The organism is Streptomyces sp. NPDC047869, assembly GCF_040704065.1.
Classification (GTDB): Bacteria; Actinomycetota; Actinomycetes; order Streptomycetales; family Streptomycetaceae; genus Streptomyces.
Map to the genome: position 1 here is coordinate 297,452 of NZ_JBEYRK010000006.1, position 26,496 is coordinate 323,947.

General features: G+C 71.1%; 22 protein-coding genes. 9 read left to right on the plus strand and 13 right to left on the minus strand.

The window, feature by feature from the left end:
• Position 1 precedes the first annotated feature (1 nt).
• The 3 genes from AB0924_RS11390 to AB0924_RS11400 are packed head-to-tail and all read right to left on the minus strand — an operon-like array spanning position 2 to position 4,064.
• Entirely contained in the window at positions 2–1,600 is a 1,599-nt protein-coding gene (locus AB0924_RS11390) for a carboxyl transferase domain-containing protein (protein ID WP_358930831.1), read from the minus strand.
• On the minus strand, positions 1,597–3,273 hold the full coding sequence (locus AB0924_RS11395; RefSeq protein WP_366911214.1) for an acyclic terpene utilization AtuA family protein: 1,677 nt from the start codon (positions 3,271–3,273) through the stop codon (positions 1,597–1,599). The genes AB0924_RS11390 and AB0924_RS11395 overlap by 4 nt, the downstream gene beginning before the upstream one ends.
• Complete coding sequence (locus tag AB0924_RS11400) at positions 3,270–4,064, minus strand: TIGR03084 family metal-binding protein (protein ID WP_366911215.1); 795 nt, start codon at positions 4,062–4,064, stop codon at positions 3,270–3,272. The genes AB0924_RS11395 and AB0924_RS11400 overlap by 4 nt, the downstream gene beginning before the upstream one ends.
• Before the next feature lie 119 nt (positions 4,065–4,183).
• Between AB0924_RS11400 and AB0924_RS11405 the strand changes: the two genes are divergently transcribed.
• Positions 4,184–4,924 carry a class I SAM-dependent methyltransferase gene (locus tag AB0924_RS11405; RefSeq protein ID WP_358930825.1) on the plus strand — a complete coding sequence of 247 codons (741 nt, stop codon included), beginning with the start codon at positions 4,184–4,186 and terminating at the stop codon, positions 4,922–4,924.
• 27 nt (positions 4,925–4,951) lie between these two features.
• Here the strand turns inward: AB0924_RS11405 and AB0924_RS11410 are convergent, their stop codons facing one another.
• On the minus strand, positions 4,952–5,899 hold the full coding sequence (locus AB0924_RS11410; protein ID WP_358930823.1) for an EamA family transporter: 948 nt from the start codon (positions 5,897–5,899) through the stop codon (positions 4,952–4,954).
• A 287-nt stretch (positions 5,900–6,186) separates the two neighbouring features.
• Positions 6,187–9,039 carry an FAD-binding and (Fe-S)-binding domain-containing protein gene (locus AB0924_RS11415; RefSeq protein WP_358930821.1) on the minus strand — a complete coding sequence of 951 codons (2,853 nt, stop codon included), beginning with the start codon at positions 9,037–9,039 and terminating at the stop codon, positions 6,187–6,189.
• 156 nt (positions 9,040–9,195) lie between these two features.
• Between AB0924_RS11415 and serC the strand changes: the two genes are divergently transcribed.
• Complete coding sequence (gene serC, locus AB0924_RS11420; protein WP_358930819.1) at positions 9,196–10,314, plus strand: phosphoserine transaminase; 1,119 nt, start codon at positions 9,196–9,198, stop codon at positions 10,312–10,314.
• Positions 10,315–10,447: 133 nt separating this feature from the next.
• Here serC and AB0924_RS11425 read toward each other — a convergent pair whose 3' ends face one another.
• Both AB0924_RS11425 and AB0924_RS11430 read right to left on the minus strand, forming a co-directional pair.
• On the minus strand, positions 10,448–11,965 hold the full coding sequence (locus AB0924_RS11425) for a cellulase family glycosylhydrolase (protein ID WP_366911216.1): 1,518 nt from the start codon (positions 11,963–11,965) through the stop codon (positions 10,448–10,450).
• A gap of 137 nt (positions 11,966–12,102) precedes the next feature.
• Positions 12,103–13,068 carry a WD40 repeat domain-containing protein gene (locus AB0924_RS11430; protein ID WP_358930815.1) on the minus strand — a complete coding sequence of 322 codons (966 nt, stop codon included), beginning with the start codon at positions 13,066–13,068 and terminating at the stop codon, positions 12,103–12,105.
• An 88-nt stretch (positions 13,069–13,156) separates the two neighbouring features.
• Between AB0924_RS11430 and AB0924_RS11435 the strand changes: the two genes are divergently transcribed.
• Positions 13,157–13,840, plus strand: a complete 684-nt coding sequence (locus AB0924_RS11435) for a GDSL-type esterase/lipase family protein (protein ID WP_366911217.1) — start codon at positions 13,157–13,159, stop codon at positions 13,838–13,840.
• Between the two features lie 297 nt (positions 13,841–14,137).
• Entirely contained in the window at positions 14,138–15,130 is a 993-nt protein-coding gene (locus AB0924_RS11440) for an aldo/keto reductase (RefSeq protein ID WP_366911218.1), read from the plus strand.
• Positions 15,131–15,271: 141 nt separating this feature from the next.
• On the opposite strand, the gene thpR is transcribed toward AB0924_RS11440, so the two are convergent.
• Complete coding sequence (gene thpR / locus AB0924_RS11445) at positions 15,272–15,844, minus strand: RNA 2',3'-cyclic phosphodiesterase (RefSeq protein WP_358930809.1); 573 nt, start codon at positions 15,842–15,844, stop codon at positions 15,272–15,274.
• Between the two features lie 104 nt (positions 15,845–15,948).
• On the opposite strand from thpR, the gene AB0924_RS11450 reads away from it, so the two are divergent.
• The gene (locus AB0924_RS11450; RefSeq protein WP_366911219.1) at positions 15,949–16,536 is read left to right on the plus strand and encodes a Uma2 family endonuclease; all 588 of its coding nucleotides are present in this window, start codon (positions 15,949–15,951) and stop codon (positions 16,534–16,536) included.
• A 19-nt stretch (positions 16,537–16,555) separates the two neighbouring features.
• On the opposite strand, the gene AB0924_RS11455 is transcribed toward AB0924_RS11450, so the two are convergent.
• Entirely contained in the window at positions 16,556–17,893 is a 1,338-nt protein-coding gene (locus AB0924_RS11455) for an MFS transporter (RefSeq protein ID WP_366911220.1), read from the minus strand.
• A gap of 52 nt (positions 17,894–17,945) precedes the next feature.
• Complete coding sequence (locus tag AB0924_RS11460) at positions 17,946–18,383, minus strand: MarR family transcriptional regulator (protein WP_358930804.1); 438 nt, start codon at positions 18,381–18,383, stop codon at positions 17,946–17,948.
• Positions 18,384–18,537: 154 nt separating this feature from the next.
• Here AB0924_RS11460 and AB0924_RS11465 point away from each other — a divergent pair, with 154 nt between their 5' ends.
• Positions 18,538–18,720, plus strand: coding sequence for a ribbon-helix-helix protein, CopG family (locus AB0924_RS11465; RefSeq protein ID WP_199210976.1), 183 nt, complete (start codon positions 18,538–18,540; stop codon positions 18,718–18,720).
• 10 nt (positions 18,721–18,730) lie between these two features.
• Here the strand turns inward: AB0924_RS11465 and AB0924_RS11470 are convergent, their stop codons facing one another.
• Complete coding sequence (locus tag AB0924_RS11470) at positions 18,731–20,182, minus strand: NCS2 family permease (protein ID WP_366911221.1); 1,452 nt, start codon at positions 20,180–20,182, stop codon at positions 18,731–18,733.
• A 149-nt stretch (positions 20,183–20,331) separates the two neighbouring features.
• Here AB0924_RS11470 and AB0924_RS11475 point away from each other — a divergent pair, with 149 nt between their 5' ends.
• The gene (locus AB0924_RS11475; protein ID WP_199210977.1) at positions 20,332–20,601 is read left to right on the plus strand and encodes a DUF2530 domain-containing protein; all 270 of its coding nucleotides are present in this window, start codon (positions 20,332–20,334) and stop codon (positions 20,599–20,601) included.
• A gap of 102 nt (positions 20,602–20,703) precedes the next feature.
• Positions 20,704–23,100, plus strand: coding sequence for an HAD-IC family P-type ATPase (locus tag AB0924_RS11480; RefSeq protein WP_358930799.1), 2,397 nt, complete (start codon positions 20,704–20,706; stop codon positions 23,098–23,100).
• Positions 23,101–23,104: 4 nt separating this feature from the next.
• Here AB0924_RS11480 and AB0924_RS11485 read toward each other — a convergent pair whose 3' ends face one another.
• Together AB0924_RS11485 and AB0924_RS11490 are read right to left on the minus strand one after the other, a co-directional pair.
• Positions 23,105–24,676: a S1 family peptidase gene (locus AB0924_RS11485; RefSeq protein WP_358930797.1), complete on the minus strand. Its 1,572-nt coding sequence runs from the start codon at positions 24,674–24,676 to the stop codon at positions 23,105–23,107.
• Between the two features lie 90 nt (positions 24,677–24,766).
• Positions 24,767–25,246: a hypothetical protein gene (locus tag AB0924_RS11490; RefSeq protein ID WP_358930795.1), complete on the minus strand. Its 480-nt coding sequence runs from the start codon at positions 25,244–25,246 to the stop codon at positions 24,767–24,769.
• Between the two features lie 439 nt (positions 25,247–25,685).
• Between AB0924_RS11490 and AB0924_RS11495 the strand changes: the two genes are divergently transcribed.
• Positions 25,686–26,496: ALF repeat-containing protein (locus AB0924_RS11495; RefSeq protein ID WP_366911222.1), on the plus strand; the 811-nt coding region annotated here is incomplete at its 3' end.

Consider the following 26,496-nt stretch of genomic DNA (forward strand, 5'->3'; position numbering starts at 1 on the left):
CTCACATCCGGAAGACGCCGAAGCCGCCCCGCGCGCCCTCGTAGGGGGCGGTGTGGATGGCGGACAGGCACAGGCCGAGAACGGTGCGGGTGTCGCGCGGGTCGATGACGCCGTCGTCGTACAGCCGCCCGGAAAGGAACATCGGCAGCGACTCGGACTCGATCTGCTGCTCCACCATGGCGCGCAGCGCGGCGTCCGCGTCGTCGTCGTACGGCCGTCCCTTCGCCGCCGCCGACTGCCGGGCGACGATGGAGAGCACGCCCGCGAGCTGCTGGGGGCCCATGACGGCCGACTTGGCGCTGGGCCAGGCGAACAGGAAGCGCGGGTCGTAGGCGCGGCCGCACATGCCGTAGTGCCCGGCGCCGTACGACGCGCCCAGAAGTACGGACAGGTGGGGCACGCGGCTGTTGCTGACCGCGTTGATCATCATGGCGCCGTGCTTGATGATGCCGCCCTGTTCGTACTCCCTGCCGACCATGTAGCCCGTGGTGTTGTGCAGGAAGAGCAGCGGGACGTCGCGCTGGTTGGCGAGCTGGATGAACTGGGCGGCCTTCTGCGACTCGGCGCTGAACAGCACGCCCTGGGCGTTGGCCAGGATGCCGACGGGGTAGCCGTGCAGCGCGGCCCAGCCGGTCGTCAGGCTCGTCCCGTACAGCGGCTTGAACTCGTCGAAGTCGGAGCCGTCGACGAGCCGGGCGATGACCTCGCGCGGGTCGAAGGGGGTCTTCAGGTCGCCGGGAACGATGCCCAGCAGCTCCTCGTTGTCGTATTTGGGTGGTTGTGCGAAGGGGGGATCCGGATGGGCCTTGCGGTGGTTGAGGCGGGCGACGACCCGGCGGGCCTGCCGGAGCGCGTCCCGCTCGTCGACGGCGAAGTGATCGGCGAGGCCCGACACGCGCGCGTGCATCTCGGCGCCGCCGAGGGACTCGTCGTCGCTCTCCTCGCCGGTCGCCATCTTCACCAGCGGGGGACCGCCGAGGAACACCTTGGCGCGTTCCTTGACCATGATCACGTGGTCGGACATGCCGGGGACGTAGGCGCCGCCGGCGGTGGAGTTGCCGAAGACGACGGCGACGGTCGGGATGCCGGCCGCCGAGAGCCTGGTGAGGTCCCGGAAGATGGCGCCTCCGGGGATGAAGATCTCCTTCTGGGACGGCAGGTCGGCACCGCCGGACTCCACCAGGCTGATGCAGGGCAGCCTGTTGGCGAGCGCGATGTCGTTGGCGCGCAGCGCCTTCCTCAGGCTCCAGGGGTTGCTGGCGCCGCCGCGCACGGTCGGGTCGTTGGCCGTGATCAGACACTCCACGCCCTCGACCACGCCGATGCCGGTGACCAGCGAGGCGCCCACCGTGTAATCGCTGCCCCAGGCGGCGAGCGGGGACAGTTCGAGGAACGGGGTGTCCGGGTCGAGGAGCAGTTCGATGCGCTCGCGGGCGAGCAGTTTGCCGCGCTCGCGGTGCCGCGCGACGTATTTCTCGCCGCCGCCCGCGAGCGCCTTGGTGTGCTCCGCCTCCAGGTCGGCGAGCTTGGCGAGCATGGCCTCACGGTTGGCCAGGTAGTCGGGGCCGCCGGTGTCGAGGGCGGAGGGCAGGACGGTCACAGCAGGGCCTCCGGGATGTCCAGGTGGCGGGAGCGCAGCCATTCGCCGAGCGCCTTGGCCTGCGGGTCGAAGCGGGCCTGCGCGGCGACGCCGGCGCCGAGGATGCCGGTCACGACGAAGTTGAGGGCGCGCAGGCCGGGCAGCACGTGCCGGGTGACGGGCAGGTCCCGGCTCTCGGGGATCAGCTCCCGGAACCGGTCGGCGGTCAGCTCGTGGGCGAGCCACCGCCAGGCCTCGTCCGAGCGCGCCCACACGCCCACGTTGGCGTTTCCGCCTTTGTCGCCGCTGCGGGCTCCGGCGACCAGACCGAGGGGCGCCCGGCGGACCGGCCCGGGCGGCGGGGGTTCGGGCAGCGGCGGCTCCGGTACGGCGTCCAGTGCGGCCGTGTCCGCAGCCGGTGCCACGGCGATACGACGGCCGTCGTGGAGGACGGCCACATGGTCGACGTCGCCATGGGGCACGTACACGTCCTCGAAGACGCCATAGGGCGCGCCCTTCCCCGGTGGGGCGAGCACATGGAAGCCGGGGTAGCTGCCCAGTGCCAGCTCCACGGCGGCCCCGCTCAGCGCCCGTCCCACGAGCCGCTGGTCCGGGTCCCGGACGACCAGGCGCAGCAGGGCGCTCGCCGTCTCCTCGGTGTCCGCGTCGGCGCGGTCGGTGCGCACGAGGTCCCAGCGGACCTCCTGGGGCGGCGACTTGGCGAGCGCGTCCGTGAGCTGCCCGCGCACGAGGGCGGCCTTGGCCTCGATGTCGAGTCCGGTGAGGACGAAGACGACCTCGTTGCGGAAGCCGCCGAGCCGGTTGAGCCCGACCTTGAGCGTCGGCGGCGGAGCCTCCCCGCGCACCCCCTCGATCCGCACCCGGTCCGGCCCGTCCTGGCTCAGCCGTACGGTGTCCAGCCGGGTGGTGACGTCCGGCCCGGCGTACCGGCCGCCTGCCGTCTCGTACAGCAGCTGGGCGGTGACCGTGCCGACGTCGACGAGGCCGCCGGTGCCGGGATGCTTGGTGATGACGCTGCTGCCGTCGGCGTGGATCTCGGCGAGCGGGAAACCGGGACGGCGTACGTCGCCCTCCCCGAAGAACGCGTAGTTGCCGCCGGTGGCCTGCGTCCCGCACTCCAGCACATGCCCGGCGACGACGGCACCGGCGAGCCGGTCGTACTCGCCCGGCCGCCAGCCGAAGTGCGCGGCGGCGGGCCCGGTGACCAGTGCCGCGTCCGTCACCCGCCCGGTGACGACGACGTCCGCGCCCGCCCGCAGGCACTCGGCGATCCCGAAGCCGCCCAGATAGGCGTGGGCGGCGAGGGTGCCGGGGTGGGCGGCGCCGAGGTCGTCACCCTCGACATGGGCGACCCGCGCCGGTATGCCGAGCCGCTCGCTCAACTCCCGTATCCGGTCCGCGAGTCCGGCCGGGTTCAGGCCACCGGCGTTGGTGACGATCCGCACCCCGCGCTCGTTGGCGAGGCCGAGGCAGTCCTCCAGCTGGCGCAGGAAGGTGCGGGCGTATCCGGCGGAGGGGTCCTTCAGGCGGTCGCGGCCGAGGATGAGCATGGTGAGTTCGGCGAGGTAGTCACCGGTGAGGACGTCGACCTCGCCGTCGGTGAGCATCTCGCGCAGCGCGTCGAAGCGGTCGCCGTAGAAGCCGGAGAAGTTGCCGATGCGCAACGGGTTCACCGGGCGCCCTCCCGCGGCGGGCGGCCGGTGCCGGGCGGGCCCGCGAAGGCCTGGGCGATGCCGAGCCAGCGGTCGGCGTCCGGCCCCTCGGCACGCAGGGCGAGGTCGGCGCGGTGGGCACGCTGGGTGACCAGCAGGCAGAAGTCCAGCGCGGGCCCGGTGACCCGCTGGGCGGCGTCTTCCGGCCCGTACACCCACAGGTCCCCGGAGGGCGCCCGGAGTTCGACCCGGAACTCCTCGGCGGGCGGGGTGAGTCCGTGGACCATGTGGGCGAAGTCGCGTGTCCGCACCCCGAGCCGTGCCACATGCCTGAGCCGGTCGGTGGGTGGGCGGTCCACACCGAGGGCGTCGGCGATGTCCAGCCCATGGGCCCAGGTCTCCATGAGGCGGGCGGTGGCCATGGAGGCGGCCGACATGGGCGGCCCGTACCAGGGGAACCGGCCGCCGGCCGGTGCGGCACGCAGGGCCCGCCCCAGGTCGTCCCGCCCGGCACGCCACCCCGCCAGCAGCTCGGCGCACGGCAGCCGCGCGCCTTCCTCCGCGCCCTCGTCCACGAACGAGTCGGGGGCGGCCAGCGCCTTCTCGACCAGCGCCTGAAAGGCCCCGGCGTCGGTGACGGCCAGCAGGGCCGAACGGTCGGTCCAGGCGAGGTGCGCGACTTGGTGAGCGACGGTCCAGCCTGGTGCGGGAGTGGGCCGGGCCCACTGCTCCGGTCTCAAGTCCGCGACCAGCAGGTCGAGTTCGTCGCTTTCGGCACGCAGATCATCGATGACGGGCGTCGGGTCGGCCATGAGGGGGAGCATGGCAGCGGGCCCAGAAACAATCAAGCATGCTTGCATTAATTTCCGCAGCGGCTGTGCGCGTCGAAAAGGCCGCGCGGCGCCCACCGCTCTCCCCCTACCGTCGGGGCATGGTCGATGGGGACGGTTACTTCGGGGAGTCCGTCGCGGCTTCGTACGACGAGTCGGCGGCGGAGATGTTCGAGGACGGGGTCGTCGGGCCCGCGGTCGGGGTGCTGGCGGAGCTGGCCGGTGACGGGCGGGCGCTGGAGCTGGGGGTCGGGACCGGGCGCGTCGCGCTGCCGCTGGCGCGGCGCGGGGTCGAGGTGCACGGCATCGATCTGTCACGGGCGATGGTGGACCGGCTGCGGGCCAAGCCGGGCGGTGACGCGGTCGGGGTCACGATCGGGGACTTCGCGACGACGCGGGTGGACGGCACCTTCCGGGTCGCCTACCTGGTCTTCAACACGATCATGAATCTGACCTCGCAGGACGCCCAGGTGGACTGTTTCCGCAATGCGGCCGGCCATCTTGAGCCCGGCGGCTGCTTCGCCATCGAGGTCGGGGTGCCGGATCTGCGCCGGCTGCCGCCCGGGCAGAGCGCGGTGCCGTTCCGTGTGGAGGAGGGGCGGCTGGGCTTCGATCTGTACGACGTGGCGACGCAGTCGCTGAGCTCGCACCATGTGCGGGTCACGGACGGCCGGGCGACGTACTCCTCGATTCCGTTCCGCTATGTGTGGCCCGCGGAGCTGGACCTGATGGCCCGCCTCGCGGGACTGCGGCTGCGCTCGCGGTGGGACGGCTGGACGCGGGAGCCCTTCACGAGTGACAGCCGGCAGCACGTGTCGGTGTGGGAGAAGCCGGCCGGCTGAACTCCGGGCGCGCCCGGCGCGTGACGGTCAGGCCTCGGGGGCCGGGGGCGGGACCTTGCCCCGTCCGACCTGGGACCGCACCGCGCCGATGGTCGCCGCGATCACCAGGGCGATGGCGGCGGCCTCCGTGGCGGAGAGCGCCTGGCCGAGGATCAGGAAGCCCGCCGTGGCCGCGATGGCCGGCTCCAGGCTCATGAGGATGGCGAAGGTATGCGCGGGCAGCCGGCGCAGCGCCAGGAGTTCGAGGGTGTAGGGCAGCACCGAGGAGAGCAGCGCCACCGCCGAGCCCAGGGCGACCGTGGTGGGGTTCAGCAGGCGGCTGCCGGCCTCGGCGATGCCGAGCGGGAGGAAGAGCAGGGCGGCCACCGCCATCGCCAGCGCCAGGCCGTCCGCCTGCGGGAAGCGGCGGCCCGTGCGGGCGCTGAAGAGTATGTAGGCCGCCCACATGGCGCCGGCGCCCAGGGCGAAAGCGACACCGACGGGATCCAGGTCGCTGAAGCCTCCGCCGCCCAGGAGGAAGACCCCCGCCAGGGCGAGCGCCGCCCACAGCGCGTTGATCGCCCTGCGGGACGCCAGCACGGACAGCGCCAGTGGGCCGAGGACCTCCAGGGTGACCGCGGGACCCAGCGGAATGCGGGCGACCGCCTCGTAGAAGAGGCCGTTCATCCCGCCCATGGCGATACCGAAGGCGATCACCGTGCCCCAGTCGGTGCGCGAGTGGCCGCGCAGCCGGGGCCGGCAGACCACCAGCAGGACCACGGCCGCCGCGAGGAGCCGCAGGGTGACGACGCCGAGCGCGCCGGCCCTCGGCATCAGGGTCACCGCGACCGCCGCGCCGAACTGCACCGAGATCCCGCCGGCCAGCACCAGACCGACCGGCCCGAGCGAGCCGAACGAACCGGACCGACGCGGTGCGCCCCCCGGGGATGCCGGTACGTGCTGCGTCGAGGAGGCGGTGTGGCTGGAGGTGCTCACGGGCGGTCCTGGGTCTGGCTGGGATCAGATGATGTTCATCTCGGTGCACTACCGAGTCCAGGGTAATAGACTTGGTCAGGAGTGTGAAACCGTTATGAGGCTGTCCCGGATGATGGGACGCCGCGCGCGGGACTCGACGGTGAGGTGAGGGGGCGAGTCGCCTCCCTCCCATCGTGCTCCGACCGGCCGGAAAGCGCCCGCGAGCCCGCCGGGTGCCTGGCTCATCTGCCGTCCTTCGGCCCCCAGGCCGCCAGCACCTCCGTGTCCATGGCGCGTGGCCCGCGCCGTCATTCCGAGGCCTCCGTCCCGGCGTCCCGCGCGTCCAGCGCGTCCAGCGGGTCCAGCGCGTCCAGCGCGTCCGCCAGCACCTCCGCCAGATGCCGTCCCCGCACTCCGGCCAGCTGCTCCAGTTGGGTACGGCACGAGTAGCCGTCCGCCAGGATCGCCGTCTCCTCGGCCGCCGCCCGGACCGACGGCAGAAGCTGTTCCTCCGCGCAGGCCCGGGAGACCTCGAAGTGGCCCCTCTCGAAGCCGAAGTTGCCCGCGAGGCCGCAGCAGCCGCCGCTCAGCTCGCCGGTCAGGCCCGCGGACTCGCGCAGCGCGCGGTCGGCGCCGTCACCGAGGACCGCGTGCTGATGACAGTGGGTCTGCCCGGCGACCGGGCGGCCGACGGCGGGCGGGGTCCAGTCGGGGGCGTGCCGCCGCAGCGCCTCGGCGAAGGTGAGGACCGCCGACGACAGCCGGGCCGCGCGCGGGTCGTCCGGCAGGAGTTCCGGGAGGTCGGCGCGGAGGGCCGCGGCGCAGCTCGGTTCCAGGACGACGACGGGCGTGCCCCTGCGCAGCACCGGTTCCATCAGGTCCAGGGTGCGGCGCAGCACCGTGCGCGCCCGGTCGAGCTGGCCGGTGGAGACGTAGGTCAGTCCGCAGCAGACCCCGCCGGCCGGCCGGGACGGTGGCAGCACCACCCTCAGCCCGGCGGCCTCCAGCACCCGCACGGCCGCCTGTCCGACCGCGGGCGAGAGATGCTCGGTGAAGGTGTCGGGCCACAGCACGACCGGGTCTCCCGTGCTCCGCCGCTCGCGCCGCCGCCACCAGCGGCTGAACGTCCGCGGCGCCAGCCGGGGGATGTCCCGCTCCGGGGCGATCCCGGCGAGCCGCTTGCCGATCCGGGCCGGCAGCCGCAGCGAGGCGAGCCGGTTGAGCAGCCGCGCCGTACCGGTCCGGGCCGCCCAGCGCAGCCACACCGGCAGCCGGCCCATGCTGTAGTGGGCGGCCGGGCGGCGCCGGCCCCGGTAGTGGTGGTGCAGGAACTCCGCCTTGTAGGTGGCCATGTCGACGCCGACCGGGCAGTCCGAACGGCAGCCCTTGCAGGACAGGCACAGGTCCAGCGCGTCCCGGACCTCCGTGGAGCGCCAGCCGTCGGTGACCAGTTCGCCCGCGAGCATCTCGTGCAGCAGCCGGGCCCGGCCCCGGGTGGAGTGCTGCTCCTCGCCCGTCGCCCGGAACGAGGGGCACATCACGGCGGGCCCGGACGCCGTGGTCGTACGGCACTTGGCGACGCCGACGCAGCGGCGGACGGCGGCCCGGAAGTCGCCGCCGTCGGCCGGGTAGCCGAAGCCGACGTCCACCGGACGGCGGGGCAGCACGGAGAAGCGGAGGTTCGCGTCCAGCGGGTCCGGGCGGACCAGCATCCCCGGGTTGAGCAGGTCGTCGGGGTCCCAGACCCCCTTGGCCCGCTCGAAGAGCCGCACCGTCTCCTCGCCGAACATCCGCGGCAGCAGCTCCGCGCGGGCCTGGCCGTCGCCGTGCTCCCCGGACAGGGAGCCGCCATGGGCCACCACCAGGTCCGCGAGCTCCCCGGAGAAACGCCGGAAGCGGCCCACGCCCGCCTCGGTGAGCAGGTCGAAGTCGATGCGGACGTGGATGCAGCCGTCACCGAAGTGGCCGTAGGGCGTGCCGCGCAGGCCGTGGGAGGACAGCAGGACGCGGAAGTCCCGCAGATAGGCGCCGAGCCGGGCGGGCGGCACCGCGCAGTCCTCCCAGCCGGGCCAGGCCTCCGTCCCGTCCGGCATCCTGGTGGCCGTCCCGCTCGCGTCCTCGCGGACGCGCCACAGGGCCCGCTGCGCCGCCGGGTCGGTGACCACGAGGGAGTCGACGACATCGGCCGCGCGCACGATCGCCTCCGCACGCGCGCGTGCCTCGGCCGCCGTCCCACCGCCGGTCTCCACGAACAGCCAGGCGTCCCCCCTGGGCAGCCCGGCCGGCGAGGGCACCAGGTCGGCCGCCATGCCCTCCACCGTCAACGGGCCGAACGGGAGCAGGCCCGCCGCGGCCTCGGCGGCCGCGCTCTCGTCGCCGTACCCGAGCACCGCCAGTGCACGCGCGCGCGGGGCCTCCACCAGCCGTACGACCGCCTCCGTCAGGATGCCGAGGGTGCCCTCGGAGCCGCAGAAGGAGCGGGCGACGTCGGCGCCGTTCTCGGGGAGCAGGGCGTCGAGCGCGTACCCGGAGATACGGCGGGGCAGGTCGGGGAAGCCGGTGCGCAGCCGGGCCAGGTCGCCCGCCACCAGTTCGCGCAGTCCCTCCGGCGCCCCGGCCCAGTCCCGCCCGAGCCGCAGCCGCTGCCCGCGCGCGGTGATGACGGACAGTTCACGCACGCTGTCCGCCGTGGTGCCCCAGGCGACCGAGTGCGAGCCGCACGAGTTGTTGCCGATCATCCCTCCGAGCGTGCACCGGCTGTGCGTCGAGGGGTCGGGGCCGAACCGCAGGCCGTGCGGGGCGGCGGCCTCCTGGAGGCGGTCGAGGACGAGCCCCGGCTGGACCACGGCCGTGCGCGTGCCCGGGTCCAGCTCCAGCAGCCCGTTCATGTGCCGGGTGAAGTCCAGCACCACGCCCGTACCCGTCGCCTGCCCCGCGATCGAGGTGCCCCCGCCGCGCGCCACCACCGGCACCCCGCGCGCCCGGCACACCTCCAGCACGGCCGCGACGTCGGCCGTGTCCCGCGGGGCCACCACCCCCGCCGGCACGCGCCGGTAGTTGGACGCGTCCATCGTCACGAGCGCCCGGGAGGTCACGTCGAAGCCGACCTCGCCCCGGACGGCCCGGCTCAGCTCCGCCGCGAGACCCGAGAGATCCGTCATGCGTCCAGGATGCATCCGCTCACGCACCGTCACCGAGACTTGTCCACAGCCGCACCCGTTTCGTCGTACAACCGCACAAGTCCATGACCCGGCGGACTCGTCTCATCGGACGGACACGGTTCCGTACCGTTTCGCGTAGCGGATACCCTCCGAAGCGTGGCCGACATCCAGATCCCCGCTGACATCAAGCCCGCCGACGGACGCTTCGGCGCTGGCCCCTCCAAGGTGCGGACCGAGGCGCTGGACGCCCTCGCCGCCACTGGCACGTCCCTCCTGGGTACCTCCCACCGCCAGGCGCCCGTGAAGAACCTGGTCGGCAAGGTCCGCGAAGGCATCTCCGAGCTGTTCTCCCTTCCCGAGGGCTACGAGGTGATCCTCGGCAACGGCGGCTCCACCGCCTTCTGGGACATCGCCACCCACGGACTGATCGAGAACAAGTCCCAGCACCTCAACTTCGGCGAGTTCTCCTCGAAGTTCGCCAAGGCTGCCAAGCTCGCCCCCTGGCTGGCCGACCCCACCGTCGTCGCCGCCGACCCCGGCACCCACCCCGAGGCGCAGGCCGAGGCGGGTGTCGACGTCTACGCGTTCACCCACAACGAGACCTCCACCGGTGTCGCCATGCCGATCAAGCGCGTGGCCGGCGCCGACGAGGGCGCGCTCGTCCTGGTGGACGCCACCTCCGGCGCGGGCGGTCTCCCCGTCGACATCGCCGAGACGGACGTCTACTACTTCGCCCCGCAGAAGTCCTTCGCCTCCGACGGCGGCCTGTGGATCGGTGTCTTCTCCCCGGCCGCGATCGAGCGCGCCGAGCGCGTCCACGCCTCCGGCCGGCACGTCCCGGAGTTCTTCAGCCTGCCGACGGCGATCGACAACTCCCGCAAGAACCAGACGTACAACACCCCGGCCCTCGCCACCCTCTTCCTGCTGAACGAGCAGCTCGAGTGGATCAACGGCCAGGGCGGCCTGGACTGGTCCACGGCCCGCACCAAGGACTCCTCGACCCGCCTGTACGGCTGGGCGGAGGAGTCCAAGTACGCCACCCCGTTCGTCACCGACCCGGCCAAGCGCTCGCAGGTCATCGGCACCATCGACTTCTCCGACGAGATCGACGCGGCGGCCGTGGCCAAGGTGCTGCGCGCCAACGGCATCGTGGACACCGAGCCGTACCGCAAGCTCGGCCGCAACCAGCTCCGTATCGCGATGTTCCCGGCGATCGACCCGGCGGACGTCGAGGCGCTGACGAAGTGCGTGGACTACGTGATCGAGAAGCTCTGACCCTCCGGGTACGAGCGGGAGGGCGCCCGGCGCTTGTCGCACCGGGCGCCCTTTTCTCATGCCGACCGTCCGGACGGCCCTTCGTGCCGCCGTGCGTGCGGCCGCTCTCAAACCGCCGTACCCGCCGGACCGCTCACGTCGCCGTGCAGGTCGGTGACGGCACCGCCCCGCCGCCGGGCGCGCCCCCGAAGCCGAAGCCCGTGGAACCGGCGACCGGCACACTGCCGTTGTGAGCGGCGTTCACAGCCGTGACACCGGCCCCGCTCTGCGTGTAGGTGGCGTTCCACATGGACGTGACCTGCTGTGAACCGCTCCACTTCCACGTCACCTTCCAGGACTTGAGGGCGGCGGTTCCAGTGTTCGTCACCGTCACCTGCGCGTTGAAGCCGCTCCCCCAGTCGCTGCTGACGGCGTAGGAGGCGCTGCAGGCGGCCGAAGCGCCCCCACCGCCACCCCCGCCGTCGCCACCGCTCCCGCCCCCGGTACCCGGGAACAACGGCGCCTTCACGCTCGCCAGGTACCCGTCCTTCACCGTGTCCACGGTCGACCAGTCGTCCTTCAGGATGCCGCCCGTGTCACCGGAGTTGGGGTTCCACGACCAGAAGGTCCACTGGAAGGCGTCCGCGCCGTACGTCGACGTCGGACGCAGGTAACTCACCAGCGCGGCCAGCCACTTCTGGTCCACCGCCGACTGAAGGGTGGTGCCGAACTCGCCCACCCACACCGGCGCGATGTCCTGCTTGAAGATGTAGCCCCAGTACTTGTCCCACACCCCGGGCATGTTGGCGGGGAAGGACGGATCGCTGAACCAGCTCTGCTGGGCCACGCTGGTGGCGTAGTCGTGGGCGGAGTACACGACGCGGTTCGCCACGTCGAGGCGGACCGGGTACTGCCCGACGCCCATCAGGTTGCCGCCCCACCAGCCGGAGACGCCGTTGTACGTCTGCACGCCCTCGACGAAGACCAGCAGATCGGGGTTGACGGAGAGCACCGCGTCGCCGCCCCGCTCGGCCGCGAGCCGCCAGTCGGTGGCCTGGTCGCCGCAGCCCCAGCAGGCGGGGTCGTGGGGCTCGTTGTGCAGGTCGATGCCGATGACCGTGTCCTGAGCCTTGTAACGGGCGGCCAGCGCCTTCAGATCGGCGAGCCAGGTCGACTCGGGCACGGACGCGGTGTACCAGAGGGCCGACTGGCCGCCGGAGTCGGGCCGGTGGCGGTCGAGGATGACCTTCAGGCCGTCCTGGCCGGCGTAGGACACGATCCGGTCCATGACCTGGAGCGAGGTCAGGCCCTGCAGATCGGCGTTCTTGCCGCCGGAGAAGTCGATGCTCTCGGGCATCGCGCCGGACTTGAACACGTCGTCGCTGTAGGGCAGCCGGATGGTGTTGTAGCCCAGTGACCTCATCTGGTCGATCATGCTCTTGTAGTCGCGCGACCAGAGGCCGTGCACCACGTGGTTGCCGGTCTCGAACCCGAACCAGTTGATCCCCGCGATGCGCACCGGCTGTCCGGCCGCGTCCAGGATCTGCCGGCCGCTCGTGTGCCAGTAGCCGGCTCCGGGGGCGGCGGCCGCGTGCGCCTGGTGTGCGCCCGCCAGGGACAGCAGGAGCGCGGCGGCGGCAGCACACAACGCTCTTCGCAAGCTGCGGAACATGTGCCTCGGTTCCTCTCGGGAGGCGCGGCCCCGGAACAGAATGGGAGCGCTCCCATATACCGCGCACCACCAGGAAACTGGGACGCCATGACCACGTCAAGACATACGGCGGGCCGGCTCCGCCCGAGCGGCGGCGCTCAGCCGCGCCGGCGCAGCAGCCGCAGCCCGAGCAGGACGACCGCGCCCACACCGACGACGGCGGCCCCGACCTTGAGGCGCCCACCGCTGCCACCGGCCCCGTCGGACGCCGAACCACCGTTCCCTGAAGGGGACTGGGCCGAGTGGTCGCCCGGCGCGTCCTGCGCCTGGACCGAGCTGCCGGCGCCCTCGCTGCCGTACATCAGCCTGGTCCCGTCGGTGGAGTACGTCAGCGACTCGCCCTGACCCTGCAGGGGCACGTCGAGCCGGCCCTCGCGCTTGATCCGCCCGCCGTTCCAGTCGTAGTAGATCCCACCGAAGTACCCGCGCACCGCGAGCTGCTTGCCGTCCGGGGAGAAGGCGGCGTCGGTGGCCCACAGGTCGACCGGGGCGACGGGCCGGAATACGTTCGCCCCCGAGGTGGAGAGCGTCGCGGGCCCCTCGAACAGGTGCCCGCCGTCCTCCTTCTTGTCGATGATGTACACGCGCCCGGTCTTCGGGTGGACCAGCAGCGACTCGGCGTCGCGCGGCCCGTCGGAGTACTTCACCACGTACTGCCTGGCCGTGACCGTCTGGTCCTTGAGCACCTTCGGCTCGGGCAGCCGGTAGATCCACACGTACGGCCATCTGCCGTCGAAGTTGTCCCCGATGTCACCGACGTAGATCTCGTTGTGCGGGCCGATGGAGATGGACTCCACATCGCGCGGGGAGCCGATGCCGCGCAGCGTCACGGTCGCGACGGTGTTCCCGGTCGCGCTGTCCACGGCGTAGAGGTAGGGCCCGTCGTCGCTGTCGTTGTGCGTCCAGTAGATGCCGGGGTGCAGCCGGGAGGCGGCCAGGCCGCTGGACTCGGTGATCCTCGGGTCCTTGATGGTGAAACCCTGATCACCGTCGGCGGCGTGGGCGGGCAGCGCGCAGGCACCCGCGAGCAGGGCCCCGGCAAGCAGGGCGAACGGTCGACGCATGCCCCAAGCCTGCCATTCGCCCCGGGGGTCCGGTGGACGTGTCGGGCCTCACATCCCGTCGGCCTCGGTGATCGTCCATCATGAGCGGGTGCTCAGGTTCATGCCCGTGGGGGACTCGATGACCATCGGGAGCGCGGGCGAACACACGTGGCGTTACCGTCTGTGGCAGCACCTGCGCGATTCGTACGGCGGCCCGTTCACCCTCGTGGGCCCGCGCGAGGAGCTGTACGACAAGGCGGCCGAGGCGCCGGTGTCGTCCGCCTACGCGGAACCGGACTTCCCCCGGGCCCATCTGGCCGGCTGGGGCGAGGGCTGGCTGCACATGGCGCCGCTCATCGGTGAGGCGGTGCGCGGGCACCGGGCCGACGTGCTGCTGGTCTCCCTGGGCCTGATCGACCTCGGCTTCTACACCAACGCCGAGCAGACGGCGGAGAACGTCCGGGCGTTCGTCACCGGCGCCCGCGAGGCCCGGCCGGGCATCCGCATGGTGATCCTGCCGGTGATACCGAACATCCGCGCCGAGGCGGACGAGGCCTTCGCGGCCCAGGTCGACCAGTTCAACGTGCTGCTCGCCAAGACGGTGGCCGACCTGGACGAGCCCCGCTCCCCGCTGCTGCTGGCCTCGCCGCCCGAGGCGTACGACATCCACGCGGACACCTACGACGGGACGCACCCCAACGCGAGCGGCGAGCACCGGATCGCGGAGACGTTCGCCGCCGCGATGTGGGAGGCCTGGGGAATCGGACAGGCGTACGCGGCTGGAACAGGTTGACCTGATTCCGTCGTCTCCCCGTCACCGTGCGTAGCCTTGAACCGCGCGGCTGCACCTGTCCGTGGTGCAGCCGGGGAGGAGCGCCACGATGACCGTCCTCGAAGACAGGATCGCGATGGCCGGCGCCGACGCCAAGGACGGCGACTAGGCCGAGCCGAGAAAGGTGGGCTTCGGCACCGACGTCGACCTTGACCGGCACGGTGGTCGACCTCGTCCTGAGGACGGACGCCTTCCCCCGCGACCAGCCGGCCGGCCGCCCTTGCTTCGAGCGCACTCCAGGCCGTTGGCTAGGGCACCATGAAGTACACGCAGCTAGGACGCACGGGACTCAAAGTCAGCCGACTCGTCCTCGGCACCATGAACTTCGGCCCGCAGACCGACGAGGCCGACAGCCACGCGATCATGGACGCGGCACTGGACGCGGGCATCAACTTCGTCGACACGGCCAACGTCTACGGCTGGGGCGAGAACAAGGGCCGTACGGAATCGATCATCGGCAACTGGTTCGCCAAGGGCGGCGAGCGCCGGGACAAGGTCGTTCTCGCCACCAAGGTGTACGGCAACATGGGCGCCGACGGCGCGGCCTGGCCCAACCACGACAAGCTCTCCGCGGTCAACATCCGGCGCGCCGTGGACGCCAGCCTGAAGCGGCTGCGGACCGACTACATAGACCTCTACCAGTTCCACCACGTCGACCGGAACACTCCCTTCGAGGAGATCTGGCAGGCGATCGACGTGCTGGTCCAGCAGGGCAAGATCGTCTACGCCGGCTCGTCCAACTTCCCCGGCTACAAGGTCGCCCAGGCCAACGAGATCGCCGCCCGGCGCGGTGGCACCATCGGCCTGGTCAGCGAGCAGTGCCTGTACAACCTCGCCGAGCGCCGCGCCGAGATGGAGGTCATCCCGGCCGCGCAGGAGTACGGCCTCGGCGTCATCCCCTGGTCGCCGCTGCACGGCGGTCTGCTGGGCGGGGTCATCAAGAAGGAGGTGCAGGGCGGGCGCCGTGCCTCCGGACGGGCCGCCGACGCCCTCGCCGACCCCACCGCCCGCGTACAGATCCAGTCCTACGAGGACCTGCTCGACAAGCACGGCCTGGAGCCCGGCGAGGCCGCGCTGGCCTGGCTGCTGACCCGGCCCGGCGTCACCGGCCCGATCGTCGGACCACGCACCGCCGAGCAGCTGGAGTCGGCGATCAGGGCCGTGGAGCTGGAGCTGAGCGAGGAGCTGCTGACCGGCCTCGACGAGGTCTTCCCGGGCCCGGGCCCGTCCCCGGAGGCCTTCGCCTGGTGAGCGACGCCCGCCGCTGATCGCCGCCGCGGCCGCGCCCGGCCCTCACCTGCCGAGCGCGGCCGCCAGGGCGACGACGGCGAACATCAGCACGAGCACAAAGGCCATGATCCGGTTACGGGTCTTCGGGTCCACGTATCGAGGTTAACCGGCCGCGCCGAGTGCCCAGCGGGCGACCGGCTCGTAGCGGGGCTGCTCGCCGGGCACGCCGGACTTCGGCAGGTTGCTGCGGACGAGGACCAGCTCGTCCACCGTCCAGGTACGGCTGCCGAAGTCGTGCAGCGCCGTCACGTACGGCCGTACGTCCACCGTCGACCGGCTGCGGGCCACCGTCAGGTGTGCCTGGTAGCGGCGGTGCTCCCCCATCTCGATGCCGCTCCTGCGCGCCGCCGCCTCCGTGCGCCCGGCCAGCAGTCCCAAGGTGCGCAGATCGCCGTCCGCGCCCGTCCACAGCGCCTTCCCGCGCCCGAACTGGCCTCCGCCACGCAGTGCCAGCGGAAAGGCGGGCGTACGGCCCGCCGCGCGCTCCAGGCGGTCCCGCAGTTCCGGTACCAGCTCCTCGTCGACCTCGCCGTAGAAGGCGAGCGTGAAGTGCCAGCCGGGACGCCCGGTCCAGCGCAGCCCGTCGGCACCGGGCAGCTCGCGCAGCGCCGCCACCTCCCGGGCGAGCGCTTCGGCGACGTCGTCCGGGGGCAGCAGGGCGGCGAAGAGTCTCATGCCGCCAGTCTCCCGCGCACGCCCCGGCGTGTCCGGATGACCGTGCGTATCGTTGTACCGCGCGGCTGCGTTCGCCCGTGAGGCAGCCGGGGAGGAGCGCCACGATGACCGTCCTCGAAGACAGGATCGCGATGGCCGAGGAGAGCGGCGAGCTGACTCTGGACGTCATGTTCGAGTGGCTCGAGAAGATGCCCATCCCCGAGGGAACGAAGGTCGAGATCGTCGGGGGAAACATCTTCACGTCACCGCAGCGGCAGACCCACTGGGAGATCATCTTCGACATCGCGGAGCAGTTGCGCGCGAAGTACCCGCGCAAGCGCTTGGCGTCGGACGTGCGGATCGACTTCCCCGGGCATCTGAACGGCTTCGCCTGTGATGTGGCGGCCATGGCCGAGCGGTCGGTGAAGGACAGCAAGGGCCGCTGGCGCTACCAGGACGTCGAATTCGTGGCCGAGATCATCTCCGCGGACACCGCGGCCAACGACTACGGCCGAAAGAAGCTCGCCTACGCCCTCGCGGAGGTGCCCGTCTATCTCATCGCCGACCCCTACCGGGGTGAGTGCCGCGTCCTCACCCGTCCCAGGGACGGCAAGTACGCGCTGGAGGTGAAGGCCGACTTCGGGGAGGAGCTGGACCTCACGGACACCCCCGTCGGCCTCGTCCTCAAGACCGACGAGTTCCCCCGCGACTGAGTCCCGCTCCTCCCGCCCGTCAGGCCGCCGGGGCCAGCTGTTCCCTGGGGACGAAGCGGACCTGGGGGTGGCCGCGGTGCCAGCCGACCGAGAGGCGCAGGCCGCCTATGCGGGCCAGGATCAGGCCGATCGTGGCGGCGGCCACGGCCGAGATCACCCCGCCCAGGGCGAAGCCGACCCGGGCGCCGTAGGTGTCCGTGATCCAGCCGACGACCGGTGCGCCCAGCGGCGTGCCGCCCATGAAGACCATCATGAACAGGGCCATCACCCGCCCGCGCATGGCCGGGTCGGTGGCCATCTGGACCGCCGTGTTCGCGGTGACGTTGACCGTCAGGCCGAAGACCCCGATCGGGACCATGAGCAGCGCGAACAGCCAGTAGGACGGGGCCAGCGCGGCCACCGTCTCCAGCGTGCCGAAGGCCAGCGCGGCGGCGATCAGCAGCCGCAGCCGGGCCGTGCCGCGGCGGGCGGCCAGCAGGGCGCCGCCGAGGGAGCCCACGGCCATCAGGGTGTTGAAGAGGCTGTAGGCGCCGGCGCCGGAGTGGAAGACGTCGTCGGCGTAGGCCGACAGCCACACCGGGAAGTTGAAGCCGAAGGTGCCGATGAAGCCGACGAGGACGATCGGCCAGATCAGCTCAGGGCGCCCGGCGACGTAGCGCAGGCCCTCCCGGAGCTGGCCCTTGCCGCGCGGCGCGCGCTCGACGACGTGCAGCTCGCGGGAGCGCATCAGCAGCAGACCGGCGATGGGCGCGGCGAAGGACAGGCCGTTGGCGAGGAACGCCCAGCCGGTGCCCACGCCGGTGATCATCAGGCCGGCGACGGCGGGGCCGACCAGCCGGGCGGACTGGAAGTTCGCGGAGTTCAGGCTGACCGCGTTCTGGAGCTGGCCGGGGCCGACCATCTCGGAGACGAAGGACTGCCGGGCCGGGTTGTCGACCACCGTGGCGAGTCCGACGGCGAAGGCGGCGACGTAGACGTGCCAGACCTGGACGTGCCCGGAGAGGGTCAGGAAGGCGAGCGCGAGGCCGGTCATGGCCATGGCCGTCTGGGTGACCAGGAGGGCGGGCCGCTTGGGCAGCCGGTCGACCAGGACGCCGCCGTACAGGCCGAACAGCAGCATCGGCAGGAACTGAAGGGCCGTGGTGATGCCGACGGCCGCGGAGGAACCGGTGAGGCTGAGCACCAGCCAGTCCTGGGCGATGCGCTGCATCCAGGTGCCCGTGTTGGAGACGACCTGGCCGGCGAAGAACAGGCGGTAGTTCCGGATCTTCAGCGAGCTGAACATCGAGGACTTGCGGGCGGTGGGGGTAGTAGTGATCGGTGCGGGGGCGGAAGCTGCTCCGGATCCCGTACTCAAACGAGTTCGCCTCCTTGCGATGGCTGCTGCGGCTGATTCACGGACGCGCGGGCTACAGATGCGCGAGCTTCTCCAGCACCGGCGCGGCGGCGCGGAGCTTGGCCCACTCGTCCTCGTCGAGGGCGTCGACCAGGCCGGCCAGGAACGCGTTGCGCTTGCGGCGGCTCTCCTCGAGCATCGACTCGGCCTGCTCGGTTCTGGTGACGACCTTCTGGCGACGGTCCTCGGGGTGCGGTTCGAGCCGGACCAGCCCCTTGGCCTCCAGCAGCGCGACGATGCGGGTCATGGACGGCGGCTGCACGTGCTCTTTGCGGGCGAGTTCGCCCGGGGTGGCGGTGCCACAGCGGGAGAGGGTGCCCAGCACCGACATCTCGGTGGGGCTCAGCGACTCGTCGACCCGCTGGTGCTTGAGCCGACGGGACAGCCGCATCACGGCGGAGCGCAGGGAGTTCACGGCGGCGGCGTCGTCGCCATGGTTGAGGTCCGGCATGTTCATTAGCGTAACTCATTACTCTCGCTAAGGACCACCGGAGAGGGGACGCGGGCCCGTGACGCCCGCCACTCACCCCATTGATCACCCATAAGAGTGAGACGTTTCCGGAATGTGACCCATGGAACGGCCGGATGTGGCGACCCTCGTACTCATGGGGACCACTGTGCTCAGCCTGCGGATAGACGGGGAGCTGCTCGAACGGCTCCGGCACCACGCGGCGAGAAGAGGAATGAGCGTGCAGGACTATGTGGTCCGCACGCTCATTCGGGACGACTTCGACGAACGGTTCCAGACCGCCGTCGAGGAGACGGAGAAGTTCTACGGCGTCACCTGACGCCCGCGCCTCAGGTGAGACCCAGGGCCGGCATCAGGTAGTAGAAGGCGAACACCGCGGCGACGACGTACATCGCGACCGGCACCTCGCGGGGCCGGCCGGCGGCCAGGCGCAGCACCACGAAGGTGATGAAGCCCATACCGATGCCGTTGGTGATCGAGTAGGTGAACGGCATCATCATCATGGTCACGAAGGCCGGGATGGCGATGGTGTAGTCCGCCCAGTCGATCTCCTTGATGGAGTTCGAGAGGATCAGGAAGCCCACCGCGACCAGGGCCGGCGTGGCCGCCTGGGACGGGACCATGGTGGCGACCGGGGTGAGGAAGAGGGCCACCGCGAAGAGGGCGCCCGTGACGACGTTCGCGAAACCGGTGCGCGCGCCCTCGCCGACACCCGCCGTGGACTCCACGAACGCGGTGGTGGCCGAGGAGGAGCTGGCGCCGCCCGCCGCGACCGCGATGCCGTCGACGAAGAGGACCTTGTTGATGCCCGGCATGTAGCCCTGGGCGTCGGTCAGCTTCGCCTCGTCGCCGATGCCCATGATCGTGCCCATCGCGTCGAAGAAGCACGACAGCAGGACCGTGAAGACGAAGAGGATGCCGGTCAGCACGCCGACCTTGGAGAAGCCGCCGAAGAGGCTGAACTGGCCGACCAGGCCGAAGTCGGGCGTGGCCACCGGGTTGCCGGGCCACTTCGGGACCGTCAGGCCCCAGGTGGTGACGTGCGCGACCGAGTTGATGATCAGCGCGAGGACGGTCATCCCGACGATGGAGATCAGGATCGCGCCCGGCACCTTGCGGACGATCAGCGCGAAGGTGAGCAGCGCGCCCAGGATGAAGACCAGCACCGGCCAGCCGTTGAGGTGGCCACCGACGCCGAGCTGGAGCGGGACGGTGGTCTGCACGGCATCCGGCATTCGGGTGACGAAGCCGGCGTCGACCAGACCGATCAGCATGATGAACAGGCCGATACCGATCGAGATCGCCTTGCGCAGGCCGAACGGCACGGCGTTCATCACACGCTCGCGCAGTCCGGTGGCGACGAGCAGCATCACCACGAAGCCGGCCAGCACGACCATGCCCATGGCGTCCGGCCAGGACATCCGGGGCGCGAGCTGGAGCGCGACGACGGAGTTCACACCGAGACCGGCGGCGAGCGCGATCGGCACGTTGCCGATGACACCCATCAGCAGCGTGGTGAACGCGGCCGTCAGCGCGGTCGCGGTCACCAGCTGGCCGTTGTCCAGGTGGTGCCCGTACATGTCCTTCGCGCTGCCCAGGATGATCGGGTTCAGCACGATGATGTACGCCATCGCGAAGAAGGTGGCGAGACCACCCCGGATCTCGCGGCCGAGCGTGCTGCCGCGCTCGGAGATGCGGAAGTAGCGGTCGAGAGCGCCGTAGGCGGGAGTACCGCCCGGCTGCTCGGGGGCGGGGACCTTGGCAGGTGCCGAGGTGGACATGAGGACCTCATCACCAGCGGGGTTCCCCCGAGCCCCGTTGGAGTTTCATACGAACAGAAGCGGCCAAAGACAAACGGTTTCAGTATGAACGTATGAGCGGTAAATCGCTATCTCCGCGCGTAGACCTGATCGCCTCGTAAGCTGTCCCCATGACGAAGTGGACCCCGAAGCACGAAGCGCCGGAGCCCCTGGAGGGGCCCGTGGTCGCCACCATCACCGGCGGCACGATCGTGTGGTTCGTCCTCTTCCTGGTCCAGCTCCCCTTCTACGGCTGGTTCGACGACCACGGCCACCTGTGGTGGCTGTGGACCTGCCTGGCCGGCGGCGGTCTCGGCCTGATCGGCGTCTGGTACGTCCGCAGGCGGGACGCGGCGATCAAGCGGGACGCGGCGCTGAAGGCGGCCACCGCGGGCAGGTAGCGGCCGGTTTCTCCAACCGGCGCAGGACGTCTCTCCTCCCCAGGTCGGATCTTCCGCCCACTCGGCAGGTGAAGCCGCGGGTCCGCACGTACCGTCGAATGCATGACGCACATCGACGCGGGGGCCGAACTCGACCCGGTGCACCCGGTGGGTCTGCCAGGGGTCCGGTCGGCGGGCCTGACCCGGGCCGAGGTCGCCGAGCGCGTCGCGCGGGGCGAGGTCAACGACGTCCCGGTGCGCAGCAGCCGCTCGATGGGCGAGATCGTCCGCGCGAACGTCTTCACCCGCTTCAACGCGATCATCGGTGTGCTGTGGCTGCTCATGCTGTTCGTCGCGCCGATCCAGGACAGCCTCTTCGGCTTCGTGATCCTCGCCAACACCGGTATCGGGATCGTGCAGGAGTGGCGGGCCAAGCAGACCCTGGACTCGCTCGCCGTGATCGGCGAGGCCCGGCCCACCGTCCGCCGCGAAGGGGCCGCCGTCGAAGTGGCCACGAACGAGATCGTCCTCGACGACCTCGTGGAGACGGGCCCCGGCGACAAGATCGTCGTGGACGGGGTGTGCGCGGAGGCCGACGGCCTCGAGATCGACGAGTCGCTGCTCACCGGCGAGGCCGACCCGGTGCTCAAACGGCCCGGCGACCAGGTCATGTCCGGCAGCTTCGTCGTGGCCGGCGGTGGCGCGTTCCGGGCGACCAAGGTGGGCCGGGAGGCGTATGCCGCACAGCTCGCCGAGGAGGCGTCCCGGTTCACACTCGTCCACTCCGAGCTGCGCACCGGCATCTCCACGATCCTGAAGTACGTGACCTGGATGATGGTCCCGGCCGCGATCGGCCTGGTCATCACCCAGTTGGTGGTGAAGAACGACAACCTCAAGGACGCGGTCGCCCGCACGGTCGGCGGCATCGTCCCGATGGTCCCGGAGGGGCTGGTGCTGCTCACCTCCGTGGCCTTCGCCATCGGGGTCATACGGCTCGGGCGCAAGCAGTGCCTGGTGCAGGAGCTGCCCGCGATCGAGGGGCTGGCCCGCGTGGACACCGTCTGCCTGGACAAGACCGGCACGCTGACCGAGGGCGGCATGGACGTCACCGAGGTGCGGGCGCTGAACGGGGCCGACGAACCGTATGTGCGCAAGGTTCTCGGCGCCCTCGGCGAGTCCGACCCGCACCCCAACGCCTCCCTCCAGGCGATCATCGACGCCTATCCCGACAGCGAGGAGTGGCGCTGCGTCGAGTCGCTGCCCTTCTCCTCCGCCCGCAAGTACAGCGGCGCCGCGTTCAGCGAGGGCGACGGCGAGGCCAGCACCTGGCTGCTGGGCGCCCCCGACGTACTGCTCCCCCAGGACGACCCCGCCCTGGCCGTGACCGAGCGCCTGAACGAACAGGGCCTGCGGGTCCTGCTGCTGGCCCGCACCACCCGCGACCTCGACGACCCCGAGCCGGCCCACGGCGCCCACCCCACCGCGCTGGTCGTGCTGGAGCAGCGGCTGCGCCCCGACGCCGGCGACACCCTGCGCTACTTCGCCGACCAGCGGGTCCACGCGAAGGTCATCTCCGGTGACAACGCGGTGTCCGTCGGCGCGGTCGCGGCCAAGCTGGGCCTGTCCGGTACGGCGGTGGACGCGCGCCGGCTGCCGGCCGACCCGCGGGACATGGCGAAGGCACTGGACGAGGGGACCGTCTTCGGCCGGGTCACCCCGCAGCAGAAGCGGGACATGGTCGGCGCGCTCCAGTCGGGCGGGCACACGGTCGCGATGACCGGGGACGGCGTGAACGACGTGCTGGCCCTGAAGGACGCGGACATCGGCGTCTCCATGGGCTCGGGCTCGGAGGCGACCCGGGCGGTGGCGCAGATCGTGCTGCTGAACAACAGCTTCGCCACGCTGCCGTCGGTGGTCGCCGAGGGCCGCCGGGTGATCGGCAACATCACGCGCGTGGCGACGCTGTTCCTGGTCAAGACGGTGTACTCGGTGCTGCTGGCGCTGCTGGTGGTGTGCTGGCAGGTGGAGTACCCGTTCCTGCCGCGTCACCTGACCCTGCTGTCCACCCTCACCATCGGCGTCCCGGCCTTCTTCCTGGCCCTGGCCCCCAACAAGGAGCGGGCCCACCCCCACTTCGTCCGCAGGGTGATGCGGTACGCGGTGCCCGGCGGGGTGGTGGCGGGGGCGGCGACCTTCGCGACGTACCTGCTGGCACGGCACTACTACACGGGCCCCGGTTCCCTTGAGGCGGAGACCAGCGCGGCCACCCTGACGCTGTTCCTGATCTCCATGTGGGTCCTGGCGATCATCGCCCGCCCGTACACCTGGTGGCGGATCGCCCTGGTGGCCGCGATGGGCGCGGCCTTCCTGCTGGTCCTCGTCGTACCTGCGCTGCAGCACTTCTTCGCCCTCAAGCTGGTGGGCGCCACCATGCCGTGGACGGCGGTGGCCATCGCGGCGGTGGCGGCGGCCGCCCTGGAGTTCCTCTGGAAATGGGTCGGCCGCCGCTTTCCGGCGTGAGGGGTCAGACCGAGGGCCACATGGTCCGGCCGGCCGCGAGCCCGCCCCTGCCGTCACCGGCGTACAGGCGCAGGTCGCCGGCGGAGGTGAGGGCGGCGAGGTCGTCCTTGCCGTCGCCGTCGAAGTCGCCGCCGAGCACCTGGCGCGCAGAACCCCAGGTCTTGTCGGGCCACATGGAGCGCCCCTTGTCGAAGGTGCCGTCGGCCTTGGCCGGGTAGAGGCTCAGGGCGCCGTCCACGGCGACGGCGGCGATGTCGTCACGTCCGTCGCCGTTGAAGTCGCCCGTGGCGATGAGCTTCTTCTTCCAGGTCTTGTCCGGCCACATCGACTTCTTCTGGTTCACGAGATCGCCGTCGGCATCCCTCTTGTACGTGTAGAGGGAGCCGTCGGGCCACTGGAACAGCAGGGTGTCACGCCCCGGGGTCGCGCTGTGCAGGGCCGCGACGGGCAGGCCGTCCTTCCACGCGGCGTCGGTCCACAGCCTGGTCCGGGTCCACACTGACGGGATCAAGGAGTGCTTCGAAGCGAGGAAGAGATCGCCGCCCTCTTCCACGCTGATCATCTCCAGCCCGGTTCCGGCCTGGAAGTCGCCCGCGACGAGTTGCTTCTCGCTGTTGCGGCCCAGGGACTTGAGCGGACTGCCGTACTCCAGCGTGCCGTCGGGGCGGCTGGTGAAGTAGTGCGCGGTGTCGTTGACCAGGCGGGCCGCGATGTCGACACGCCCGTCGCCGTTGAAGTCAGCCGCCGTGACGGCGTCGCTGACGAACTGCCGGTAGGTCTTCAGGCGCACCTGCTGGACCCAGCCGGCGATGTCGTCGACCCGGGTGGCGACGGCTCCCGTACGGGTTTCCTCCGACCCGAAGCACCCACCGCTCCAGGACCGGCTGACCACGGCCACCAGCCCGCCCCGGCCGTTGAGTACCGGGCCACCGGCGTCTCCCGGACACAGGGCTCCGCCGTCGGAGCCGGGGGACATCGCCAGGGTCGACGCGTCCACGGCGTCCACGCCGAAGTTCGCAACGTGCGCCTTGGCGGGGACCCACTCGTCCTTGGTACGCCCGTACCCGACGGCCCTGAGCCGCTCCCCCGGTGCGGGGGCGGTGGTGCCCGTGGAGGGCGGGGCGATGTCGGGGAACGGTCCGTCGAGCGGGTTGTCGAGGGTGGCCGGGTTGTCGATACGCGCCATGACCAGGTCGCGGTCGGGGTGCGGGACGAGTTCCAGGACCTTCTGCCTGAAGGTCTCCGTCGCGTCGGGTTCGTAGCCGTCGACGGTCACCACGGACGTGTGCGCAGGCGCGCCGGCCGGGACCCGGTCCCCCTGCTGGGGGTCGGTGGCGAAGCAACTGGCTGCGGTGAGCACCCACTGGGCGTCCACCAGGGTGCCGGTGCAGCCTCGCTCGTCGTCACGCCCGACGTTGACGTGCAACTTGACTGTGTACTCTTCCGCTCTGTCCGCGACCTGCTCACCGCCGACGGACTGGGCGGGGGGCGCGAGCAGGACTCCGGTCGTGAGGCCTGCTGTCAGGACCCCGGCCGTCCACACCGTGCGCTTCCCGCGGGAACGGGGCTGTGTCACGCTTTCCTCGAATCACAAGGCCTGTGCTGCGGATGCAGAAGGCATGTCTGACCCGTGCACGCGTCGCGCACGGACTTGGACAGTGGCTGATCAGCCGGTGACGCGCAGTTCGACGAGCACCGACCTGGCGCCGCCGACGGTGCCTTCGCCGACGGACTCGAAGCCGCCCTGGGGCACATCGACCGTCGTCGTCCGGCCATTGGCGGTGAGATCCGCGCTCACCGGGTGGTCGGCCGCCTCCACCGCGAACACGCGCGGAAGTTCGAGCGTGAGACGGCCCGTCTTCGCCGTCGCCTTGAAGCAGTAGGTGCCCTGGCGGCCGACGGAGTCGTCCTTGACGGTCTGCACGCGGATCTGCTGGGCGGCCAGATCGCAGACGGCGAGCAGGATGTGGCCGTCGCCCCTCTTCAGCTTGATCCCCTTCTCGGCCAGGATCCGGTCGGCTCCTGGATAGCCGTAGTCCTCAACCGCTGTCGGTGGGGTCGACGGGGGTGAAGAGGGGGGCGGGTCGTCGGCCGCGGCCACGGAGATGCCGGCCAATGTGGCGACCGAGGCCACTACGACGGACACAACTAGTTTTCGGGCAGGGAAATGCACTAGAAAGCCTCCTCGAAAGAAGGTTGAAGGTGACGATTACCTCATGAAGAGACTAGGGAAGACACCACAAAGAAACCCCCGATAAACAAGAGAAAAAGTGGGCAGGAAGGGCCCAGGAGAGAACGCGCTGCTGGTCAGGCAGCGACAAAGTCGGGTCATAGGCTAGTCAATGGATGCGCAACCGTCAACGCGGGACCCTCACGGACCCTCCAGGCAACACCCATGACATGCAAGGTAGATACCGCTCAGTAACAACTAAACAGCGCATTACGCCCCCACGCTTCAAACCAATGACCGGCGGGAGTTACGCTGCCTTCTCCTAATTCGGCGACTCGCATTCGGGGGTGTCGTCGATGACCGAGACAGGTGTTTCGTGAATCGAAGAACTGACCAGCTCGATCACGCTGGAAAAATGGCGCGTTTAACGCGCCGGACGGCATTGACTCTGCTCCCCTTCGCTCTCGCCGCCGGATTGCTGGGCGCGACGCCCGGTGCGAACGCCGCGCCGGCCGGGGGCAATGTCCTGGCGGCTGCGCAGTCTGCGACCACCGCCGAACAGCGCGGACTCGTCGTGGACTACTGGAAGGAGGGCGGTCCCGGCGTCAAGGCGGCCGCCGAGGCGGCACTCACCGGCAGTGACGCCGACGTTCAGGCTTTCCTGGCCGCGGCCGGCGATCTCTCGTTCCAAGACGAACGGGTGACCGCCGCCCAACTCGCCTCCCTCGGCGGTCCGGAACTGCTGACGGCAGCCCGTCAGGCGCTGGCCGGAACGCCGGACCAGCTCCACGACTTCCTGGACGACGGCTGGGAAGACCCCATGGATCAGGACAACCGCGTCCGGGTCGCACAAATCATCGACACCGCCGGCCCCAACGTGCAGACCGCCGGCCGGGCCGCGCTCGCCGGCAGCGCCGAGGACGTCGGGAAGTTCCTCGACGAAGGCCGGTACACCCAGCAGGAAGAGGACGAGCGGGTACAGCTTGTCCAGATCATCGGCGTGGGCGGCACCAATGTGAAGGCCGCCGGGCGCCTGGCGCTGAGCGGCAACGCCGAGGACATCCGCGAGTTCCTGCAGACCGGCCAGTTCGTCGCCAGGAACAAGGACGAGGAGCACGCCTCGGTCGCCGAACTGGCCGAGCAGGCGAAGGAAGCGGGCCGGCAGGCCGCCAAGGAGACCGCGGCCGCCAAGACCGAGTCCGCCAAGGCGGTCGAGGCCGCCGGGC

Coding starts and splice junctions, on each gene's coding strand:
- AB0924_RS11400 (WP_366911215.1), bottom strand. CDS start 4,064: ATGGCCGACCCGACGCCCGTCATCGATGATCTGCGTGCCGAAAGCGAC.
- AB0924_RS11405 (WP_358930825.1), top strand. CDS start 4,184: ATGGTCGATGGGGACGGTTACTTCGGGGAGTCCGTCGCGGCTTCGTAC.
- AB0924_RS11415 (WP_358930821.1), bottom strand. CDS start 9,039: ATGACGGATCTCTCGGGTCTCGCGGCGGAGCTGAGCCGGGCCGTCCGG.
- AB0924_RS11425 (WP_366911216.1), bottom strand. CDS start 11,965: ATGTTCCGCAGCTTGCGAAGAGCGTTGTGTGCTGCCGCCGCCGCGCTC.
- AB0924_RS11430 (WP_358930815.1), bottom strand. CDS start 13,068: ATGCGTCGACCGTTCGCCCTGCTTGCCGGGGCCCTGCTCGCGGGTGCC.
- AB0924_RS11440 (WP_366911218.1), top strand. CDS start 14,138: ATGAAGTACACGCAGCTAGGACGCACGGGACTCAAAGTCAGCCGACTC.
- thpR (WP_358930809.1), bottom strand. CDS start 15,844: ATGAGACTCTTCGCCGCCCTGCTGCCCCCGGACGACGTCGCCGAAGCG.
- AB0924_RS11450 (WP_366911219.1), top strand. CDS start 15,949: ATGACCGTCCTCGAAGACAGGATCGCGATGGCCGAGGAGAGCGGCGAG.
- AB0924_RS11460 (WP_358930804.1), bottom strand. CDS start 18,383: ATGCCGGACCTCAACCATGGCGACGACGCCGCCGCCGTGAACTCCCTG.
- AB0924_RS11465 (WP_199210976.1), top strand. CDS start 18,538: ATGGGGACCACTGTGCTCAGCCTGCGGATAGACGGGGAGCTGCTCGAA.
- AB0924_RS11470 (WP_366911221.1), bottom strand. CDS start 20,182: ATGTCCACCTCGGCACCTGCCAAGGTCCCCGCCCCCGAGCAGCCGGGC.
- AB0924_RS11475 (WP_199210977.1), top strand. CDS start 20,332: ATGACGAAGTGGACCCCGAAGCACGAAGCGCCGGAGCCCCTGGAGGGG.
- AB0924_RS11480 (WP_358930799.1), top strand. CDS start 20,704: ATGACGCACATCGACGCGGGGGCCGAACTCGACCCGGTGCACCCGGTG.